We start from the raw sequence: 21,399 nt of genomic DNA on the forward strand, positions 1-21,399 counted from the left end.
CTTTAGTACAAAACCTTTCTTGCTTTGTTGTTGCCCGATACTACTATGTTGAGACCCTTTGATGGTGCTTGCAATCTTATGCCTTGTAGCGAGTAGTATCTCTCTTCTCCGCTGTTGTCTTCCAGACCGGCGGTCCTGATGGCGTTGTCAATAGGGTTTTCTATTACAGGCACCAGATACCAGTGGCGGTGTCCTGCGGTGACCAGCGTTCCGTAGTCCCACAGTCCCACATTGGTGTCTGCGCTGTATTTCTCGCTTTCCAGGTCAAGGCATTTCCCCTCAAAGTCTGCACTCATAATCTTGCTGTAGATGCCGTCAACAGACTCAATGGAGAATGTCTGTCCCGTGTCGGCGGCAGTCTTGCTCGTCGTGACCTGATACCCCGTAGAGCCTGTTATCAGCTTACCCTCACCGCTTTGTATGGTGTATATGCCGTTGGACTTCCGCTTGAAATACCACGTCTGCGACTTCTTCAGCAGGGCTGAGCCCTCAGCACTCTTTTCCATGTTGGCAATCTTCACAGTTCCGTTGTCGTCGGTGAGAGCAGCCTGCCAGTTGTATTGCGGTATGATAATATATGGTGTTCCCGTGCTTATTCCGCTACCCACTCCACTTGTCAGTGGGCTTATGGGCATGATGATGGTCATGATAGATACCGGAGGCATGTTGAATGCTGCGATGCTTCCGCCGTATGAGCATCCGTTGGTAATAGCCTTATGGCTTTCCGATGTCGTTGTGCGGTATACGATAGGTTCTCCGTTGATTTTGTAGCCGGATATGTCTACATTGTGCTTGACGTTGTTGCCTGTGGTGTTGATAGCCACGAGCACCAGGGTGTCACACTTGCTGTTGACGGCAGCCAGCGTGCTGTCTGACAGACTTGTTACGAATGAGTAGCCCTTCTTGATGTGCTGCGTCACCTGCTCCCTTACGTAGTAGTTCTTGACACGCTCCATGGTCTGTGCGGCAAAGTCGCCCTTTACCGTACACCACTGGTCGTTCCACTCTTCCACATACTGCCAGTCTACCCATGCTGCGGGGTGCATGTACCTTATGTCCTCAATGAGCCTCTTTGCCAGTTTCAGATTGCCGGCCAGTCCTGAGCCGCCGTCGCCAGTCTCGCTCTGCCACAGTGGCAGGTTGTTGGCTCTGGCCAGAGAACCTATGCGGCTTTTCGATACTATGGAGCCAGAGTAGGAGTGGGTGTTCCATTGTCCAAGCATCGGCATCACAGTACCGTCGGAAAGATAGGAGTTGAACTCGCTGACCGACATGTCAACATTTGTCTCGTCGGATGCCGAGATTACGGTGTTCAGTCCCGACTCCTTGAGTATGGGGCTTAGCACCTTTAGGAATGCTGTCTGTGAGGCAATGTCGAAATGGCATCCTTCCTGCGAGCCTCCTGCATACCAGTAGTTGGTGTTTGGCTCGTTGAACGGCTCGAGGGTCTTGAACTCTATGCCGTATTCGTCCTTGTAGTGCTTGCATACGTCAACGAGGTAGTGGGCGAACTCCTCGTAGTATTCCGGCTTTAGGTTGTCCTTGTTTGCGTCTGTGTTTCCCGCGCAGCATCCGCTGTAGGTCATATAGTAGGGTGGGGTGTTGCTGAAAGCCTCGAAGATGGCATCGGGTCTCATTTCCTTAATCTTCAGCATAATTTTGCGCTGTGCTGCATCGCGCGTCCAGTCGTAGCTGTCCGAAGAGCTTGTCTTGAAGCCTTCCATCTCAGCCCTGCGTCCCTTGCCGCTGTCCATGTGGTGCAGTGTGCAGTTGGCGTTGTTGGGGTCGTCGCCTCCGGGTATGTTGTATCTGAATATGTTGCAGTTTAGTCCTTCCGGGCTGACGAGCCATGTTACCAGTTGGTCAATCTTGCTGTCGCTCCAGTTACCGCACATGTTTGCCCACCAGCACAATGATACGCCCCATCCCTCGTTCTGGTGCCATTTGTTGTATGGCATGACAGAATAGGACATGGTGCCCAGCTGGGCTGTGGCCTGTTGTGGAACAACTGTTGCCAGGGCTATGGCAACAGCTGCAAGCAGTTCCTTCTTGCTTTTCATAAATAGGTAGTTTTTTGTTATGGTTTATAGGTTTTGTTATTGCCAGATAGCCCGGATAGTCTGGGGGAATTCATTTCTTCATGTTCAGGGCTTTGGGCTTTCACTTCTTGGCATCCCATTCCCTCAGCACCTCCTTGGCTTTCTTCAGATGAGCCTTGTCCCTGCGTCCCCTTCTGTCGAGCATGTTGGCGAAATCGAACGATGCACCGCTGCTCTGTCTCGGCATTTGTGCTGCTGCCGCCTTGGCAGCTTCCGAGAACATCATTATACTCTCGGTCCTGCGGTCCTTGCCCCATATCGTCACTTCCGTAAGGGAGTTCATGGCTGGCAGCAGCATTAGGGTGTCGACGGCTGTTGCCTCTTGCATGGTGTAGCCGAGGTAGCCTGCTCTGGTGAATGTAGCCTCGGTGAACGAGGCCGGCAGGTGGCATATGCCCTGATAGTCTGTGGTGTCGGTATAGAGGCTTGGCACGACGACTGCCACACCCCGCAATGGAATCTTGGTCTCTATGTCGCATACCACAATCTTTCTTTGAGCCAGCGACTCCGCACAGCCATAGGTGACGAGTATGGTGAGCATCAGCAGGCTGCGCATCAGGGAGCAGTCATCGCCGCATGTTGGTAATATTATGTGCTTTGTCGGTAACATGTTGACAAAGGTAGTGATATTGCCAAAACATGCCGCACGGCTTATCATTCTTTAAGCTTAAAAAAGCAATTTAAATTAAATGCTGTCATCAAAGGCAAATTTCTCCGCTGCCGTAGCATCGGTGATGTTGCTCGTCATAGACAACGCAGAACTGGCCTGGTGCCACCCCATGGATTTTCTCGTCTGAGTGAATGATGTACTCGCCGTCTGCTGCTTTCTCCACTGTCGCATGGTGCCATTCGGGCGTATGCCTTATCTTGAACGTGACACGCGGCTCGTTGACCTCTGTCGTGAGGAAGTGGAAATCGTGTATTCTGAACTCCTTCCTGTATGCCGTCTCCGGGTCGTAGCCGTGGCTTACATACAGAATGTTGTTCTCTACATCTTTCTTCACCACAAACCACGGACCTCCGCCGAAGCCCAGTCCCTTGCGCTGTCCTATGGTGTGGAACCACAGCCCGCGGTGCTCTCCGATGTTTTTTCCCGTTTCAAGTTCTATGACCAATCCAGGCTTCTCTCCCAGATATCGTCTTATATACTCGTTGTAGTTTATCTGTCCGAGGAAGCAGATGCCCTGGCTGTCCTTGCGCTTTGCGTTGACAAGATGTTCGCGCTCTGCAATCTCCCTTACTTCCTCCTTCATGTAGTGTCCTATGGGGAATATGGCCTTGCGCAGCTGCCAGTCGTATATCTGGGCGAGGAAGTCGGTCTGGTCTTTCACTGGGTCAGGGCTTGTAGTAAGCCATTTCCTGCCGTCTATCCACTCTGTCTGTGCGTAGTGTCCTGTTGCTATGAGGTCGTAATTGTGCCCCATCTTCTCGTCGAAGGCACCAAACTTCACGAGCCTGTTGCACATCACGTCGGGATTGGGCGTGAAGCCAGCCTTAACCTTCTCCATGGTGTAGCTTGTCACCTTTGTCCAATATTCCTTGTGGCAGTCCACCACCTGCAACTTGCATCCGTACCTGTGTGCCACGGCAGTAGCCATCTCCAGGTCCTCCTCGCTTGAGCAGTCCCATTCCTCCTTCTCCTCCGGTCCAATCTTTATGTAGAAGCAGTCAGGGTGCAGCCCCATTCTTGCCAGCTCATGAACCACAACACTGCTGTCGACGCCTCCAGATAGCAGCACGGCGATACGTTTGTCTTTTATCTCTCCTATATTCATGTTGCAAACTTACAAAAAAAAAACGACACGCGGAATACATTCCTCCTTTTTCTTAATTAGGCATTGTGGATGTTGTTGTGAAAATCCTGTCCTGTTTACCATATTGAAAGGCTTACCTTCCCAAAATGAAAAGGTCTTAAGGATTGTTGTATTTCCGACTATAACACTATCTTGTTGATAGTCTATCACTTGCCCCTGCGCTTGGCTTTTTGGCTCATCTTTTGCAGGTGTGATAAGGAAAAAAATATAGCCGGATATGAATCTTAAGCAATATGGGGTGAGCCCCAATATGGAAAAAGAAGTCAGCTATCGGTTTATCGCCCATCTGACAGGCCTGTTGTTGGCATTTGAATCCATGCTGCTGTTGGCATGCTGCTGCGTGTCCATGATATATGGCGAAAGAGATTTGATGTCGTTTGTCATTTCTTTTGCCGTATGTCTGTCAGTGAGTGCCATACTGTTGATATATGGCCGTAGAAAGAAGTGTGCCATGTCGCGCAACGAGGGGTATATAGTGGTGGCTCTTTCCTGGGTGTTTTTCTCGGTTTTCGGAATGGTTCCCTACCTATGGGGAGGATTCATCCCAAATATCACCGACGCTTTCTTTGAGACCATGTCAGGCTTCACAACTACAGGAGCCACCATATTGGACAATATAGAAAGCATGCCCCATGGTATATTGTTCTGGCGTAGTCTGACGCAATGGATAGGCGGTTTGGGAATTGTATGTTTCACCATAGTCCTTTTGCCTGGTTTCGGAGCGAGCAGTCAGATGCTCTACCTGTCGGAGGCAACGGGCGTGACCCATAATAAGCTTTGTCCCAAGACTCGTGTGATGGCGCGGTATATCTTTATGGTGTATATATTGTTGACAGCTGTAGAGAGCGCACTGCTGATGGCGGGCGGCATGGGACTGTTTGATGCCGTGTGCCATTCGATGACCACCACTGCCACAGGAGGCTTCTCTACCAAGCAGGCAAGCATAGCCTATTGGCACTCTCCATATATAGAATATGTGGTATCGCTGTTCATGTTGCTTTCCGCCATCAATTTCTCGCTCTATATTGTTGCCTGCAAGAGCAAATGGAAACAACTTCGGAAAAATACAGAATTGAAATGGTTTGCCTGCTCCGTTGGTCTGCTAACGCTCGTTATCTCGGTGGTACTCTTCCTGAATAACGGCTATGGTGTAGAGGAGGCGTTCCGCAAGTCGCTGTTTCAGGTGGCCACCTGTCATACCTCATGCGGTTTTGCCACCGATGACTACAACCTGTGGCCACCGTTCACATGGATGCTGCTGATATTCGCCATGTTGTCGGGTGGATGTACCGGCTCCACAAGTGGAGGAGTAAAGAACCTAAGGCTCATAATCATCGCCAATTGCATACGCAACCAGTTCCGGCAGATACTCCATCCGCGTGCTGTTCTGCCGGTAAGAGCAGGGTTCCCGTTTGACAATAAGTTGGTGACAACGGTCCTGGTATTCTTTGCTGCCTATCTGTCGGTCGCCTTTATAGGCTGGACACTGTTGATGGCATTCGGCGTGGACTTTACCGAGGCGATGAGCACCGTGATCTCGGCAATGGGCAATGTAGGCCCGGGATTAGGCAGTTTCGGACCGGCCTTCTCTTGGGCAGCACTGCCCGATGCTGCCAAATGGATACTCTCTTCTCTGATGCTCATCGGCCGACTTGAGATATTCGGTTTCCTACTAATATTCTATCGGTCTACGTGGAAGGGAAGCTGGTCATAGGCAGACAACATATTATACAATAAATGTATCACAACAAACGTTTTTTTAGATGGAAGAGAACACGCAGAATTTTCTTGACCTGATACGGCGGTCGCACCGTGGACGGTTTAAGATATATATAGGAATGATTGCCGGAGTGGGCAAGACCTACCGTATGCTTCAGGATGCCCGCGAGATGCTCCGGCAGGGCACAGACGTGCAAATAGGATTTGTGGAGACTCATGGCAGGCCCGACACGGTGAAGGCTCTGAAAGGACTGCCTGTCATCCCGCGCAAACGAGTGTTCTACAAGGGCAAGGAGATAGAGGAGATGGACCTTGACGCCATATTGCAAGTGCATCCTGAAATAGTGATAGTGGATGAGCTTGCCCACACCAATGTGGAAGGTTGCCGCCACGCCAAACGATGGCAAGACGTGATGGAACTGCTCGAAGCTGGTATCAACGTGATTTCGGCAGTCAACATCCAGCACATCGAGAGCCTGAACGATGAGGTGCGCAAGATGGTGGGTGTAGATGTGAAGGAACGCATCCCCGACAGTGTGCTTCGTGAGGCCGACGAGGTGGTGAATATCGATCTCGCCGCCGAGGAGTTGGTGGAACGTCTGAAAGCTGGCAAGATATATGCCAAGGAGAAGATACAGACAGCACTCGACAATTTCTTTAATCCCGGAAATATCCTGCAGTTGAGGGAACTGGCACTTAGGGAAGTTGCCTTCAGAGTGGGGAAGAAGGTGGATTATGAAGTGAAGCACAGGGAACAAGGCGTGAAGGGGATGGCACGTCTGGTGGTGTGTGTAAGCAGTAATAACGAGACGCAGCAACACATCATACGAAAGGCTGCCCGTATGGCCGACACGTATAATGCCGAACTGGTAGCACTTTATGTGCAGACTGCCAACGAGGATAACGACTGCATACCTCTTGACACCCAACGCCATTTGATGGGTCATCTGCAACTCGTGGTGGAGCTCGGGGGAAGGGTTCATAAGGTGGTTTCCGACAATATAGCCCTGACAATTGCCGATTTCTGTCGCGAGCAGCAAGCTTCGGTGTTATGTATGGGACATCCGTCTCTCTCCATGCCCCGCCTGCTGTTCAGGGTGGGGAGCTATCGGAAATTGTTATCTGAATTAAAAGAAATGAGCGTGGATTTGATTATCGTTTCATAAGATAGTGGGCGCTCGGCATAATAATTATAAAAACAAGAAGATTATGAATATCAAGGAAAAACTTACACTGTCCGTTGGCGTGCTTGTATCGCTGATTGTCGCACTGGTGGCTCTTTCAGTCTTCAGTCTGCAGATATTGACGGCTACAGAGCCTACTTCTCCGATGGCAGACTATGGTCTGACGAGGGCACTCACCTTGCTACTCGTTTTTGGAGCATTGAGCATAGCCATCGGTGTGTGGATGCTGGTAAAGCTGCCAAAAACAGTCACCCGCCCGTTTCAGGAACTTACTAAAGGCATCAACGAGATTGCCAATCATAACTACGACACCGAATTGAATCTCATTGGCAGCCGTGAGATGGAGCAGCTGTCGTCGAACTTCAACCGTATGGCGCACCGACTGCGTGATTACCACAACTCGTCGCTGTCGAAACTGCGCGTGTCGAAGCAATACATCGAAACCATCATCGACTCTATCGATGAGCCTATCATTTGCATCGACCGTAACCTGACGCTATACTTCATCAATAACGAGGCGCTTGACATTCTCAACCTGAAACGCGAGGAGGTAATCGGCAAGTCGGCACAGGAGACAGCCTTGCGCAACGACCTGCTGCGCCGATTGCTTGTAGGGATGGAAGGAGATAAGGAACAGGAGGGCGACGAGAAGAAATCAGAAGATAAGAATCAACCGCTTAAGATATATGCCGACAACAAGGAGAGTTATTTCCAAGTGAAATATCTGCCTGTGAAGATGACAGACAGTGCGGGTGACGTGAAGGAGAGCGGTACGGTGATTATGCTGAAGAACATCACGGAATTTCACAAGCTCGATGTGGCAAAGACCACATTCATCTCCACCATATCTCACGAATTGAAGACACCTATCTCGGCCATATTGATGAGTCAGCAGTTGCTTGCCGACAACCGTGTGGGCGGACTCAATACAGAGCAGAAGGAACTGTCGGACAGCATACGTGAGAATGGAGAAAGACTGCTCAGCATTACGGGAGAGCTACTCAACATGACACAGGTGGAGAGCGGGGCGCTGCAGCTGAAGCCTCATATAACAAGGCCTATCGAACTCATCGACTATGCCATCAAGGCCAATCAGGTGCAGGCCGACAAATTCCATATCAACATAGAGGTTGAATACCCGAAGGAGAAAATAAGCAAGCTGTATGTAGATAGCGAGAAGATAGCTTGGGTACTCACCAATCTGTTGAGCAATGCCATACGCTATTCTCCTGAAAATGGACGCGTCATCATAGGTGCCGAACAACATGACAAACATTACGTCACAATGTTTGTGCGTGATTTCGGACGTGGCATCGACCCGCGGTATCATGACAGTATCTTCGAGCGATACTTCCGAGTGCCTGGCACCAAGATACAGGGCAGCGGACTGGGACTCTCCATCTCGCGTGACTTTGTTGAGGCGCATAATGGCACGCTTACCGTTGAAAGTGAATTAGGCAAGGGCAGTAAGTTTGTTGTTACATTGCCAGTGTAAATAACATATAGAAAGAACTATGAACAAGATACTTATTATCGACGACGAACCAACCATCCGTATGCTACTCTCACGCATACTGGAACTGGAAGGATATGAGGTGCTGAAAGCAAAAGACCGTGCCACGGCATTATATACACTGAAGAAGCAGGTGGTGCAGGTGGTGTTGTGTGATGTGTTCCTGCCCGACGGCAATGGTGTGGATATGGTGCAGGAACTGCAGCAACTGGCTCCTGATGCCAAGATAATCCTCCTCACAGCTCATGGCAATATCCCTGACGGAGTGCAAGCCATCAAGAATGGAGCCTTCGACTATATCGTAAAAGGCGATGACAACCGTAAGATTATCCCTATCGTGAGCCGTGCTATGGATGCCGTTGTTACAGAACAGAAACAGCAAGGCAAGAAAAAGGAGGTGAGAGCCAATTCGTTCACCTTCGACAATATAGTGGGAAAATCATCTGCTCTCTCCGATGTTGTCAGTCAGGCTCGCAAGGTGGCTGCCACTGATGTCTCTGTGCTCATCAATGGCGAGACCGGTACAGGCAAGGAGGTCTTTGCTCAGGCCATACATAGTGCAAGCGGGCGGCGCAGTGAGGCTTTCCTTGCGCTCAACTGTTCGGCTTTCAGCCGCGAGTTGCTCGAAAGCGAGCTTTTTGGTTATAAAGCAGGAGCATTCACTGGCGCAGTAAAAGATAAAAAGGGACTATTGGAGGAAGCCAACCACGGCACCCTCTTCCTCGACGAGATAGGAGAGATGGCGCTGGAGCTGCAGTCAAAGCTGTTGCGCGTGCTTGAGACGGGAGAGTTTGTTAAGGTGGGTGACACTAAGACCACCCACGTTGATGTGCGTATCCTTTCGGCTACCAACCGCAATCTGAAAGAAGAAATAGCCAATGGACGATTCCGCGAGGACCTCTACTTCCGACTTTCCGTGTTCCGCATCCTTCTGCCTCCATTGTGCCAACGTCGTGATGACATCCTTTTGCTCGCCCAGCATTTCATTGGGCAATATGCAAGGCAAATAGGTCGTACCGCTCCGTCGCTATCCACCGAAGCCAAAAACATCTTCCTTGCCTATCCGTGGCCGGGCAATGTGCGTGAGATGATGAATGCCATCGAGCATGCTCTCATCGTATGCGAAGACGAAATTACCTGTCATGACCTGCCCATAGACATGCTTACGGGCGACACATCCACGGCTGCCGATGACTCCTTTGACCTGAAGAGTGTGGAGCGCAACCACATCATCAAGGTGCTTCACCATACGCATGGCAACAAGACAGAGACTGCCCGGCTGCTCAAGATTGGTCTGACCACACTCTATCGTAAGATTGAGGAATATGGGATAAATATATAGGGCACCCATTGGTTTTTTGTTGAACGGCAATTCCCGGCAATATAACAGCAATTAAAAAATATTTGTTTGTTTTTTTTAGTTATATACTATGAATGTAGCTGTTAATACATAATATAATGGAATACAAGAAATATAAAGATATAACATATCGCATCATCGGTGCAGCCATGGCGGTCCATCGGGAACTTGGCAGTGGTTTGCTTGAACAAATATACAATGAAGCACTTACAATAGAACTGACTGATATAGGATTACAAGCAGAACCTGAGCAGGAGGTAGTATGCTATTACAAAGGCATAAAGTTAGAAAAGAAATACCGTATGGATATTCTTGTTGAAAATGACATAGTTTTAGAACTGAAATCTACAGAAGTAATCAGACCGGAACACCGTTTCCAACTTTTCAACTACCTTCGATTGACGAAGAAACCCATTGGGCTCCTGATTAACTTTGGCAGTGAGAGCCTCTATGGCGAACGCTATGGATACAATACTCAAACTAACGAATGTATTTTGCTTTCAAAAGAAATGACTCCTTATTACTAAGAAATTATTATGGAACAGCAAGGTTTTTGTTGGAACAGCAATTCCCAGCAATTAATCAGCAACATAAGAAATAATTTTGGTTCATCAGAAATATGGAGTGACGCATAATAATATATTATTACAGAAGTATATTATTAAAAGAAGTGGGTGAAACCGTTTGCCATAGGAGATGAATACGTTTGCATCCCTGATAAGGTTAATAACCTTACGGCCTTAAGGTTATTAACCTTGCAGGCGTAAGGTTATTAACCTTATCGGCAATGATATATATATGCATAGACCACGCAACAATATATTGTCACTCGAGATATAGCATGAACGCAAATATGAAAACGCCACAGACAAGATTTGTAACCTTATCGGCAATGAAGGTAATAAATACAGAGCACACTGCTACAAATGATAATCACTCGAAATGTCGGATGACCCCATTTTCTTGCGCTCTTTGCGCCTTTGCGAGAGTTCTTTCTCGCAGATGTTTATTGCTTATTGCGTTGTATATTTCTCGCCAAGCCGCAAAGGTCGCAAGGACTATATTCCCTTGCGAGAGTCCTTTCTCGCAGATGTTTATTGCGTGATATATTTCTCGCCAAGCCGCAAAGGTCGCAAGGACTATATTCTTTTGCGAGAGTCCTTTCTCGCAGATGTTTATGGCGTGGTATATTTCTCGCCAAGCCGCAAAGGTCGCAAAGATTATCTGCAATACCAAATAATTAGGGGGTCCAGTTTGTTGTACCCAAAATGGACACCCTATTATATAGTACACTCCTAAAATTGAAGCATAAAGAAATGAGCCCGGCACAATACCGGGCTCACTACTATAAAGGGTAGAATAATTAATAATTGATTTGTTGTCCGACTTTTCGGAGACACACCAGTCAGTCACGTCCTCGTTTCGGTTCAATTTCTTTGATTGGAATACCTGAGGAATCATGACACAGGTTGGGCTCCGTCGGGAGTGTTCCCGCAGCCGTTATCGGGCGATGAGTTCCAGACCCTTCTTCGCTCTCTTCACGTGGATGTAGGGAGAGCATCCGGGAATTTGGGTGGCAGGAGCGTTCTTCTTGATGCGGGGAGCAATGCCGCGCTTCAGGTCCATCTTCGTGCTGGCCTTAGCGGGAGCGTACATAGCAGCGTCGCTGGCAGGAACAATCTCGTCGGCCACCTCGGGAGTGGTGAATGCCTTGGTTACCACTGGTCCCCACTCGCCATTGACATTCTTGGCTACGGCAGCAGCCACGAACTTGGCATTGGGATACAACTCCCATTCATAGTCGTCTACATCGTACAAATCCCATTCGTAAGATCCTTCTTTCGCTTGATCTTTCAGATAGGTCTCAACAAAATTGGGGTCGGCCTGGCACAGACTGTCTGTAACTATACAGGCATGATAAACCGACACGTTCTCATTGGGGGTGAAAATAATCCTCTGAGTGAAGGCATCCCATTCCTCATAGTATTTAGAGCCTCCGATGGTGATGCTCACCTCAGCCAAACCTTCGCCGCCACGTTGCTTTGTAGTTACAGGGATGCTGTCCACGTCGGCCATGGTACCATTGATGTCCCAGCATACGGTGTAAATCTCGTATTTGGTTCCAGGGGTCATGTCGGTCCAGACAAAGGTGGTGTCAGATACACTTTGGAAACCCCATGCTTTGACCATGTCGCCAATGCTGGTTAAGCCCATCCATGCGCCGAACATCTCAAACTGCTTCTGAGCCTCGCCTTCTTTGAAACAGCAGGCGGCAAAACCCTTGACATCGGCTGTCTTGGTGAATTTCACTTCGATGGTCGAGGTGGTGAGATCGGTCACCTCACCCTTTACGACGGGAGTACCCACAAGGGCGATATTCGGCGTGTGGAAGTCAGCCTTTCTCATCTCGCAGGCGGTGCCATACTGGTCGTAGCCCAGCGTCACGATGGTATAGTCCGTATTTGGAGTGAAGGCAAAGTCGAAGCCAGTCATCTCGGCAGCGGTGAAGTCCTGATAATACATTGTTTTGGAGTCGCTGTATTTGAAAGTGTACTCAGCATACTCGTCGGTGGTGATGCGGTCGGCGTTCGCCTTCTTCACACACATAATCTGGAAGGCGGCGCAGGCTGGTGTACGTGTGATGGCCAGTTTCACCATGTCCTTTGTACCCTTGGCTTCATCCTTGATGGTTACATCCTCCACGCTGATTTCGGCGGCTACCGTACCTTCAACGGTGGCAAAGGCGATACTGTCGATACGGTTTACATGGAAGGGATGAGCCTGTCCCATGTTGTCACGCACAATCAGACGGTTGGGTTCCTGCTGTGCATATGAAGATATGCCCATGAGGGCGCATACGATGAGTAAAAAGAATTTTTTCATTACTTGGAGATTTTGATGGTTTTGTTGTTGATTTTCATGATATACACACCTCTTCTGAGGCCGCTTAAGTTGAGTGTGCCCTCTTCGGTAGCCCGAAAGTGGCCTACTGTCTGTCCGTTGACGCTGTAAACGGAAACTTGGTCATCGGGTTTGGCGCCCGTAATGGTCAGATGGTCGCCTTGACGGTTCACGGCCAGTCCGTTGCCGTTCACGGCACTGATGCCGGTAGCCACTTGCACAAACTTCAGACTCTGGATGTCCGAAATGGCGAAGGCTTTCACGTCAGTGGTATAAACAGCGAGTGACTGGGAACTGACCAGCATCTTGTTGATGCTGCTGATGTCAAACTTCTGCGTGGTGCCACTCTTCAACTGAACGGCCAGGTTGGTCTGGGCGTTCATGGTGAGAGCACAGAATGCGGAAGCGGCAATCAGGGATAGAAGTCTTTTCTCACGCATAGACTATTACTTTATTTGAGTTAATGAAACATTAATTTGTTTAAAATCTAATTTCGGCAACAAAGATACACGAAATATTTAAGAAAAGATACGTTTTGGTAGACAAAAACCAAAGTTTAACAGCAGTTAACAAATAGCCACCTAAAGATATGCAGCCTTGCGTGTTATCACCTATTTTATATATATTGCGTGGATAATTTTTATGCGCTATCGAAGATAATTGGATACGAAACGCTTCAGTCAATAAGCCACGGAAAAACAAAATGATACAGTTGGTGCAAGGCATGCAAGATATTAAACTAAACAATTGTGGCATGATGTGCAGATTATTCGGCTACCAGTACAGCGAGACAAAGAAGTATGATGCGAAGCACACATGTTAAAATAAGATGTATCATTGTTTCTTTTGCAGGAACACGAAAAAATGTGTATCTTTGCCACGACAGAAACTTTTGACAGATGGATTTGGAAAACAACAAGTCGGCAATAGTCATGGGCGCCCTGCTGTAATTGCTCCACCGCTTCATAGCAAAGCAGGAGCTGGCTGTTGCTCTGGGCCAGCCGTTTGCCCTCCTTGAGGTTGCCTTTGCCCATAAACTCATGATAGACGCCTATGTTCTCTCTCATGTAGTTTTTTATCTGGGTCGACGCACGGGGGGTATCGATGACAATCTCGTATATGGCTTGGATGTTTTGCTCTGTCAGACAGAAGAGGTGCAGGTCTACGCTGTAATTTTCGGCGAGTTCGCCCAACCAGTAGTCGTTGAGATTTTTCAGCAGTGAAATCAACACCCTCTCGTTTCTCAGACTAAGGAGAAGTTTGTTTGGGAAAATATCCGTCATTCCATATGATGACGGTGATTTCAGAAGGGGGAGCAGATGGTCGAAGAGCTCATTGTTGCAGAGGGCGTTGACGGCTTCGGAGAGAGCGAAGTTGCTGTCTTTGTGGCGGAAAATGCTGACGGTGGCACACTTCTTCATCCGCTGGTAGTCAGCCGTGCTCATGGTCCGGACAATCTGCAGCCATGCATAGGGGACGATGTAAAATGTAGTGAAATAAGAAAATGAAGGGACAATTATTCCATATTTAGCAATATTTTTGAGATTTACCGAGGATAAGGTCGTGATTCCGGCATGTAATTGCGACAACGATAATTCTTGACTGGAGCTAATCGGTCATGGTGTTACAGGCTGGAGATATACTCCTTGGGGGTGACATTGGTATGCTTTTTGAATAGTTTCCTAAAGTTTTTTACATCGCTGATGCCACATTCCTCTGCCACCGATTTCACGTTTGTCTCCCCGTTGCGGAACATCTGTGATGCCTTGTAAATGCGGTAGTCGTTGATAAACTCGATGAGCGACATGTTGGTGATAAGTTTCAGTTTCTTGTAAAGGGAAGAGTGGCTCATAGCCATCTGGTCGGCAAAGAATTCGGCGTTGAAGTCAGGATTCTTGATGTGTTCATCGATGACAGTACGGCAACGGAGGATGAATAGTTGCTCTTCCTTGCTGTATTGTTTGATGGGGGCAGGAGAGGAGTCGGCAGAGGTTTTGGGTTGTACCGGTGTGTCCGACTGCACCTGCAGTAGTTTGGCCATACGTTTGCGCAACAGTTGTAGCGAGATAGGTTTGGTGAGATAGGCATCTGCACCATTGTCAAAGGCCTGCATCATCTCGTCTTCGGCTGTATTGGCCGTGAACACGATAATCTTGGTTCGTTGCAGTGATGTTTGGGTACGTAGTCCAACCAGCATCCGCTGCCCGTCCATCTTAGGCATGGACAGGTCGCAGATGATGATGTCGGGCAGGGTCTCCAGCGCTTTGGTGATGCCTTCCTCGCCATTGTATGCCTTTTCGATGCGGTATTCTCTGCAGAGTCCTCGCTCCAGCAGTTCCACTGTTTCGGGTTCATCATCGACAATCAGAACCGAGTGTATGGCTGTTGGGTTGTTTCTGGTTGTCTTATTGGCAAGTATCGTTTTGGCTGGAGCCATCCGTTCCGAATCTTGGTGTCTCGGAATGTAAAATGAGAAGGTCGATCCCTTGCCCATCTCCGATTCCACGCTGATTCTTCCGCCGTGCAGCTCCACCAGGTTTTTGACGTAAGAAAGGCCAAGTCCGTCTCCCTCACTTTGCTTCTTGCCCCGTTCCGAACGGAAGAAACTTTCGAAGATGGTGTCGCGGAATTTCTCGTCAATACCGATGCCTGTGTCAGATATGTGGAAGATGACCCGGTCGTTGCTCTCTTCGATGCCGAAGCTCACCTTTCCCCCTTTCTTGGTATATTTGAAGGCGTTGGTAATCAGATTGGAGATGATGAGCTCAAGTTTGAAGCTATCGAAGTCGAGCAAAATCTCGTCATGCGAGGCTTCGAAGCGGTACTCGATATTCTTTTGGCCGAACATGTCCGTATAGTTGTCGTTCAGCGTCCTGCAAAACTCCACTACATCCTGACGTTTGAGGCTCAGCCGGAGGTTTTCTGCTCCCACCTTCCTGAAGTCCACTACGCGACTTACGAGAGAGTTGAGTCGTTTGGCGTTTCTCAGCATGTCATTCATATAGACTCGGGGAGCCTTCACGGGGTCGGTTCCCCCTTCGAGAATCTCCTCTATCTGTGCCATGATGAGGAAAACGGGAGTGCGCAGTTCGTGCACGATGCTCGTATAGAAGTTGGTCTTCGCCTCGTTCAGTCGCTTTTCCGATTGTTTCTCCACCTCGGCTATCTGCATCCGGTGTCTCACGGCCAGGTTGTTCATCCATATCCTCACGGCTATCCAACAGATGGTCACAGCCAGGATCAGATAGCACAGCTTGACCCACCAGCTGAGATACCAGGGTGGGGTGATGACAATCAGGAGCGTGCGTGTTTTCGACCAGTTGACACCGTCGCTTGTCGACTTCACCTTGAGGGTATAATGGCCGGGCGGTACCTTGGTGTATTGGATTGCGCCCACGGTCACCTCACGCCAATGGGTGTCGAAGCCTTCCAGTAGACAGGAGTAGATGATACGGTTGGAACTGACGAAATCGGGCGTGGAGAACCTGATGGTGAAGAAGTTTTCGTTGTGGCTTAGCCTTTGTTCCTGGTTGCCGGTGGTATAGAGATTGTAAGTCTTTTTGCTGTTGAGCAGTTCGAGCGACTGGAAGAACACCTCGTTGGTGCCTTGTGGCAGCCTGATTTTGGAGATGTCGAAGTAGACGAGTCCCTTGGTGGTGCCGAAGTAGGTGGTACCAGCCAGTTCAGCATTGCAGTTGTAGGTAAATTCCGATGCCCCCTCATCCACGTTGAGACGCACGAACTTTTCCGTTCCTGCTGTCATCAGAAACAGACCATCGTATGTTCCTGCGACCACATTCCCATGCTGATCTTCGCGCATAGAGGTGACGTTTGTTTCGTTCAGTCCCTGTTCGGCACCATAGGAGGTCAGCGTTCCCTGTCTCTCGTTCATGCGGAAGAAGCCTACATGCTCGATGGTGAACCATATGTTGCCGTTTTGCCCCAGATAGAGGAAGCGGGTGTTGTTGTCGGGCAGTCGGATATCCGTTGATTGGGTGTTGTAGCGCTTTTCAATCTTTCCGTTCTTACGATTAATCTTTATCAGTCCCTGAAAGCGGCATGCCAGCCAGATATACCGGCTGTCCATGGCGATGCCCATGCAGTAAGCGTTGTCGATATTGAACTGGCTGATCGTCTCATGGCGTTTATTGAAGACGAAGAGGTCGGAGCTTCCTATCCAGAGGTTCCCCTGTCCGTCGTCCTTGAGGGTCCATAGGTTTTGTGACTCATGGCTCCGTTGGGGCATGCGATAGGTGGTGAAGGAGTGGGAGGCTTTGTTGAATCTCACGAGTCCTTTGGTGTAGACGGTCATCCAGATGTTGTCGCCATCGTCGGTCATCGACGTGATGTTGTTTCCTGGCAATTGGCTGTTGGCTGTCGTATAGGTAGTCTTCTGTCCTGTCTTGCGGTCGTGAATTTCAAAACCTCCGCCGTCGAGTCCTAGATAAAGCTTCTCCTGCGTGGGAATGACAGCAGTGACGATGTCGTAGGATAGCTGGTGGTTAGTGCGGCTCAGGATGCTGAACCATCTGAACTGTTCGCTGTAGAGGCTCATCCCCATGCGGTAGGTGCCTATCCAGAGGTTCTGCTGCTGGTCGACAAAAAGCGCGTAGACCGCATCTCCAGAGATGTTGCTGTTGTAGGGATTGAAGACGATGCGTGATTGTCCGCTATCGAACACAACCCCTCCTCCGTCGATGCCAAAAACGGTGTAGGATCCATAGTCAACGGTAGCCATCAGTCCTTCGGGCGAATACTCGTTGGAGGGTTTGATGCGGTTGTTCTCTATTTTGAAGGCATGGCTTTTATATCCGATGCCATAGCCTACGAAGAGTGTGTTCTTGTTTTTGCTGTAGTAGATGTTGGCCAGCAAGGTTGTGCGAAGCTTTTGGGGCAGGAAGTCAATGAGCGTCTCTCCATCGCTGTCGAGCAGCCGGATGCCGTCAGCACTGGCCACGGCCAGAAGGTTGTCACGATAGACCGTCACGGCATCATACCGTTTGCTATGCTGTTTGACCGTACATAGGCGTTCCTTCTCCCGGTCGTATTTGTAGAGGGTTCCATTGTCATCGGCAACGAAGAGGGCATGTTGTGTCTCCACGATATGGTTGACACGCCTCACGAAGGGGATAGTTCTGCCCTGGCTGTCTGTTGTTGGCATGTGATGGAATAAACCGTCGTCAAAGGAGTAGAAGTCGATACCACTGTCGGTACCAATCCAGATACCGTCATCAGTGGGGCAGAGTGTCCGCACCACCCGGTTGGCGATTGATTGGGGGTTGTTTGCGTCGTGATAGAACGACTCAAACTGGTAGCCGTCATAGCGGCTTAGGCCGTTGAAGGATCCAATCCAGAGGAATCCGTGCTTGTCTTGTTTGATACAGCAGATGCTGTTGTCACAGAGTCCTGAGGCCTTGTTCCAGGAGCGGAAATATTTTTGTGCCGACACCGTTGCCGATGTCAGCACAAAGAAGAGTATGATTGCCTGCAAGCGCAGAAGAGAAGTCACGAAGAGACGCATATACTGTGGTTAGTGGCATTTGGCGATGCGAAGGTAATCATTTTTTTTGCATTTCAGTCCTTTTGTATCATTTTTCAGTCCATCAGGGAGAAGAATCGTTCTATTTTCTCCTTGTTGACGAAATGGCAATCCTGTCCGCAAATGTTTTTGCGGTCCATGAGTTGTAATAGTCCGGCATAGCCTTTGGCATCCTTGTCTATCACCTGTTGCTGATAGTAATGACTTACCGTGCGGCCTGCCTTATCCCCAGGCAGTGAGGAATAGTTGCCGAGATACCAGTTGCCGCTGAAGAGATTATTCGTGGAACTGGTCATTTCAAATCGGCTCGTTTCGGCCGTATAGAAGATGTTGGCGGTGAACGATGTGTTGTCAGCATAGCCGTCCCACGAGTCACTGCAAACCATGGTGCGGTCGGCATTCCCTACTGTCTTGGGGTTGGAGTGGATGATGTTGTGGTCTACCTGGGTGTCTTCCACTCGTCCTGCTATATGGATATTGGGCGAGAACATACCCTGCCGGGTCTCCTTGGACCGCATGCCGTCGCCGATGCTTATGTTATAGCGTACGCGGCTTCCCTGGTTGCCGATGGAGTAGTTGCGTTCGTTGCCTGAGTCGCATATGAGCACCATACCGCCATAGTTGTCGTGGCTGTAGTTGTACTGGATGAGCGTATTGCGGCAGTTGTAGTCGCAGTCGTATCCTTGGGCATCCCATGGAGCCTTGTGGTCAGAGACTTCGTTGAACTGGATGATTGTATTGTCACAGCTCCATGGCCAGATGCCGGCAGCTGCCTCGGTCATGGGCAGCATGTCGGGACAGTTGCGCATGACGTTATACTCGATGAGCGTTCCGTCGCAGCCTATCGGCACGATACCGTCTCCTGGTACACCCTCAATCAGATTGCCCCTCACAACCACGTGCGTGTTTGGCAACCAGTCGTGGCGGTTGTAGTAGCCGCTCCAAATCATGGCGTTGCGGGCGCAGTCCTTGATGTGGCAGTTGGAGATGGTAAGACTGTCGAAGCGTGAGGCGATGGTCTTGCCTCGGTTGACGATGAACAGAGCCGACCCTCCTCCCTCTTCTTTGACGAGCGATCCGTTGACATCATGGATAAACAGACCGTCGATGGTGATGCAGCGTGAGAGACCGTAGTCGGAGCAGGCCACCATCAGTCCCGTGCGTCGGGCTTTGCGTTCCTTGCCCGTATTCACAATCTCCAGGTCGCGGAGTGTGAGATACTCAGAGTTGAGAATTCGCACGGCATAATCCGACTCGTCGTAGCCTACAATCTTCGGTCTTTCGCCCTTGCCATAGGCACCCACCTCTATCGGTTTGCCGCTCTGGCCATGGCCACATATTTCCAGTACCCCGTGAAAGGTGGATCCACGCTTGAACAGCAGCCGGTCGCCGGCCTTCAGTGTCAGTTGGTTGGCTCGTGCAAGTGACTGCCAGGGGGTCTTATCGGATGTTCCGTTGTTGTTGTCGTTACCTGTCTGAGCGTCTATATAATAGGTAACAGCCTGTTGGGCCGTAGCCTGCTCTGGGTTCGCAGGCCCCGGCGACAGCTTGTCATCGTGAGCCTGCGAACAAGATGCAATGAATAAGGTGATGATGATTAAATTGGATTTTTTCATCTCATCAGGTATTTCAAAACTTTCTATGCTCTTGATTGTTCCCAACTGGTCGCTTATTTCCAAAGTGCGTTCTGCTCCAATTTCTTGTTGCTGTCAAGCTCGCCCAGCGGGATAGGCCATACATAGTCGCGCTCACCGTTGAAGATACGTTTCTCGTAGGCCAGACCATAGGTGGTGCGTTCGTTTTCAATGGCTTGTACGGCCTTGTCGAGAATGCGCCAGCGGTAGAGGTCGAACAGACGCAGACCCTCGAAGGCGAGTTCCACGCGACGTTCATGCCGGATGATGTCCATCAGGCTGGACTGGGAGAGACCGCTTCCCTCCACATCCTCTACACGAGGCATGCCGGCACGCGTACGCACCATGTCGACCAGCCCGAGCACTTCGCTCTCTGTATATCCGCCCTTCTCTACAAGAGCCTCAGCGAGTGACAGCAGCACCTCGGCATAGCGCACTACGTAGAAGTCCTGACCATTATCCCAGGAGTTGCCGGTATCAGAGGGGTCGAAGTATTTCATCACATAGACCGTCGACATCGAGGCGGCGGCTCCGCCATACCAGGCAGTGGAACCTCCTTTGCCGTTCCAGGTCATGCCTGGTACGAAGAGGGTGGCATAGAGACGAGGATCGCGACCCGTCCAGTGGTCGGCATTGGGCTGCCAGAGGTCGAGTTTTCCGTCGTTCATTACGCCATAGTTCTTGTCGGCAGGTTTGGATCCATCGAGGTTATAGTATTCATCGGCCAAATTGAGCGTACCGTTCATGGCCTCCAGAGGAGTGTTCCAATGAGCGTTGAAACAGGCACCCTCGCTTAGTCCCGGACCTTCAAAACGAACGGAGAAAACAATCTCAGGTGAGGTCTGTCCAGCCTGGGTAAACAGCCGGGCATAGTCGCCTTCGAGCGAGTAGCCCAGTTCAAGAATGGCTTTGTAGGCAGCGATGGCCTCGTCCCATTTCTCATTGTAAAGAGCCATTCGTCCGAGCACGGCATAACAGGCTCCGCGGGTGACGCGGCCGAGGTCAGCCTTGACTGGCAGATCGTTGACACATCCTTTCAGCAGTTCCATCTCGCTGGCCACGATGTCGGCTCGTTTGGTGCTGCCCATCTCTGCCTTGTCGAGAGTGAGCGGTTCGGTGATATAAGGTACGTCGTTGTAGGTCATGGTGAGATTGATGTACATGAGCGCTCTGAGTGTGAGTGCCTCGGCTTTGTATTGGGCTCTCATGGCATCGCTCATGTTTACGCGGTCGATGTTGGCGATCAGCAGGTTGCAGCGTTTGATGACTTCGTAGTTGTCGCTCCAGAAAGAGCCTACCGCCCACGATGAGGCGTTGTGGGTACCGTTGGCGATGTCATAGCCTTCCATCCAGCCGCTCCAGTTAAAGTGTCCGCCATTGTCCGACATGCAGTCGAAGTTGATGGGACCCATGTTCCAAGGTCCGCCGTTGTAGAGTTGTTCAGTCTGCAGACCGTCATAGCAGGCCACGAGTCCCATCATGGCGTCATCAGCAGTCTGCCAGAATGTAGCGGAAGACGATTCTGTGAGTGAATCTTCCTGAAGCCAACTGTCGGAGCAACTGCTCATGGTCATGGCTCCTGACAGGAGAAATATACCGATATATTTGTTGGATAGTTTCATAATCGTATAAGATG

14 protein-coding genes are annotated in these 21,399 nt (G+C 49.9%); 5 read left to right on the forward strand and 9 right to left on the reverse strand.

All coding sequences use genetic code 11. The features are described from left to right. Positions 1-2 precede the first annotated feature (2 nt). From CIL02_RS09180 to mnmA, 3 genes are all read right to left on the reverse strand, one after another. Complete coding sequence (locus CIL02_RS09180) at positions 3-2,060, reverse strand: glycoside hydrolase (protein WP_094401122.1); 2,058 nt, start codon at positions 2,058-2,060, stop codon at positions 3-5. Positions 2,061-2,160: 100 nt separating this feature from the next. After that, positions 2,161-2,709, reverse strand: coding sequence for a hypothetical protein (locus tag CIL02_RS09185; RefSeq protein WP_141210191.1), 549 nt, complete (start codon positions 2,707-2,709; stop codon positions 2,161-2,163). A gap of 88 nt (positions 2,710-2,797) precedes the next feature. Then, positions 2,798-3,874, reverse strand: coding sequence for a tRNA 2-thiouridine(34) synthase MnmA (mnmA, locus tag CIL02_RS09190; protein ID WP_094401125.1), 1,077 nt, complete (start codon positions 3,872-3,874; stop codon positions 2,798-2,800). Positions 3,875-4,130: 256 nt separating this feature from the next. Between mnmA and CIL02_RS09195 the strand changes: the two genes are divergently transcribed. The 5 genes from CIL02_RS09195 to CIL02_RS09215 all read left to right on the forward strand — a co-directional run bounded on the left by CIL02_RS09195 (position 4,131) and on the right by CIL02_RS09215 (position 10,216). Then, complete coding sequence (locus CIL02_RS09195; protein WP_094401127.1) at positions 4,131-5,627, forward strand: TrkH family potassium uptake protein; 1,497 nt, start codon at positions 4,131-4,133, stop codon at positions 5,625-5,627. Positions 5,628-5,676: 49 nt separating this feature from the next. Next, on the forward strand, positions 5,677-6,798 hold the full coding sequence (locus CIL02_RS09200) for a universal stress protein (protein WP_094401129.1): 1,122 nt from the start codon (positions 5,677-5,679) through the stop codon (positions 6,796-6,798). A gap of 43 nt (positions 6,799-6,841) precedes the next feature. Further along, on the forward strand, positions 6,842-8,311 hold the full coding sequence (locus CIL02_RS09205) for an ATP-binding protein (RefSeq protein ID WP_094401131.1): 1,470 nt from the start codon (positions 6,842-6,844) through the stop codon (positions 8,309-8,311). Between the two features lie 19 nt (positions 8,312-8,330). Further along, entirely contained in the window at positions 8,331-9,671 is a 1,341-nt protein-coding gene (locus CIL02_RS09210) for a sigma-54 dependent transcriptional regulator (protein ID WP_094401133.1), read from the forward strand. Positions 9,672-9,787: 116 nt separating this feature from the next. Then, a complete protein-coding gene (locus tag CIL02_RS09215) occupies positions 9,788-10,216 on the forward strand; it encodes a GxxExxY protein (RefSeq protein WP_094401135.1) in 429 nt (142 codons plus the stop codon). Between the two features lie 973 nt (positions 10,217-11,189). Here CIL02_RS09215 and CIL02_RS09225 read toward each other — a convergent pair. The 6 genes from CIL02_RS09225 to CIL02_RS09250 form a co-directional block, all read right to left on the reverse strand. Beyond that, positions 11,190-12,572: a hypothetical protein gene (locus CIL02_RS09225; protein ID WP_094401082.1), complete on the reverse strand. Its 1,383-nt coding sequence runs from the start codon at positions 12,570-12,572 to the stop codon at positions 11,190-11,192. Next, on the reverse strand, positions 12,572-13,030 hold the full coding sequence (locus CIL02_RS09230; protein WP_094401080.1) for a T9SS type A sorting domain-containing protein: 459 nt from the start codon (positions 13,028-13,030) through the stop codon (positions 12,572-12,574). Before CIL02_RS09230 ends, CIL02_RS09225 begins: the two co-directional genes overlap by 1 nt. 294 nt (positions 13,031-13,324) lie before the next feature. Continuing rightward, the gene (locus CIL02_RS16340; protein ID WP_094401078.1) at positions 13,325-14,035 is read right to left on the reverse strand and encodes a hypothetical protein; all 711 of its coding nucleotides are present in this window, start codon (positions 14,033-14,035) and stop codon (positions 13,325-13,327) included. A 179-nt stretch (positions 14,036-14,214) separates the two neighbouring features. Next, positions 14,215-18,111 (reverse strand): hybrid sensor histidine kinase/response regulator transcription factor, encoded by a 3,897-nt coding sequence (locus tag CIL02_RS09240; RefSeq protein WP_094401076.1) that lies wholly within the window; start codon positions 18,109-18,111, stop codon positions 14,215-14,217. Between the two features lie 74 nt (positions 18,112-18,185). Beyond that, positions 18,186-19,745: a right-handed parallel beta-helix repeat-containing protein gene (locus tag CIL02_RS09245; protein ID WP_094401141.1), complete on the reverse strand. Its 1,560-nt coding sequence runs from the start codon at positions 19,743-19,745 to the stop codon at positions 18,186-18,188. A gap of 53 nt (positions 19,746-19,798) precedes the next feature. Next, complete coding sequence (locus tag CIL02_RS09250) at positions 19,799-21,385, reverse strand: RagB/SusD family nutrient uptake outer membrane protein (protein ID WP_094401074.1); 1,587 nt, start codon at positions 21,383-21,385, stop codon at positions 19,799-19,801. Positions 21,386-21,399 lie beyond the last annotated feature (14 nt).

The organism is Prevotella sp. P3-122 (genome assembly GCF_002251365.1).
Lineage (GTDB): Bacteria > Bacteroidota > Bacteroidia > Bacteroidales > Bacteroidaceae > Prevotella.

Coding starts and splice junctions, on each gene's coding strand:
- CIL02_RS09180 (WP_094401122.1), bottom strand. CDS start 2,060: ATGAAAAGCAAGAAGGAACTGCTTGCAGCTGTTGCCATAGCCCTGGCA.
- CIL02_RS09185 (WP_141210191.1), bottom strand. CDS start 2,709: ATGTTACCGACAAAGCACATAATATTACCAACATGCGGCGATGACTGC.
- mnmA (WP_094401125.1), bottom strand. CDS start 3,874: ATGAATATAGGAGAGATAAAAGACAAACGTATCGCCGTGCTGCTATCT.
- CIL02_RS09195 (WP_094401127.1), top strand. CDS start 4,131: ATGAATCTTAAGCAATATGGGGTGAGCCCCAATATGGAAAAAGAAGTC.
- CIL02_RS09200 (WP_094401129.1), top strand. CDS start 5,677: ATGGAAGAGAACACGCAGAATTTTCTTGACCTGATACGGCGGTCGCAC.
- CIL02_RS09205 (WP_094401131.1), top strand. CDS start 6,842: ATGAATATCAAGGAAAAACTTACACTGTCCGTTGGCGTGCTTGTATCG.
- CIL02_RS09210 (WP_094401133.1), top strand. CDS start 8,331: ATGAACAAGATACTTATTATCGACGACGAACCAACCATCCGTATGCTA.
- CIL02_RS09215 (WP_094401135.1), top strand. CDS start 9,788: ATGGAATACAAGAAATATAAAGATATAACATATCGCATCATCGGTGCA.
- CIL02_RS09225 (WP_094401082.1), bottom strand. CDS start 12,572: ATGAAAAAATTCTTTTTACTCATCGTATGCGCCCTCATGGGCATATCT.
- CIL02_RS09230 (WP_094401080.1), bottom strand. CDS start 13,030: ATGCGTGAGAAAAGACTTCTATCCCTGATTGCCGCTTCCGCATTCTGT.
- CIL02_RS16340 (WP_094401078.1), bottom strand. CDS start 14,035: ATGAGCACGGCTGACTACCAGCGGATGAAGAAGTGTGCCACCGTCAGC.
- CIL02_RS09240 (WP_094401076.1), bottom strand. CDS start 18,111: ATGCGTCTCTTCGTGACTTCTCTTCTGCGCTTGCAGGCAATCATACTC.
- CIL02_RS09245 (WP_094401141.1), bottom strand. CDS start 19,745: ATGAAAAAATCCAATTTAATCATCATCACCTTATTCATTGCATCTTGT.
- CIL02_RS09250 (WP_094401074.1), bottom strand. CDS start 21,385: ATGAAACTATCCAACAAATATATCGGTATATTTCTCCTGTCAGGAGCC.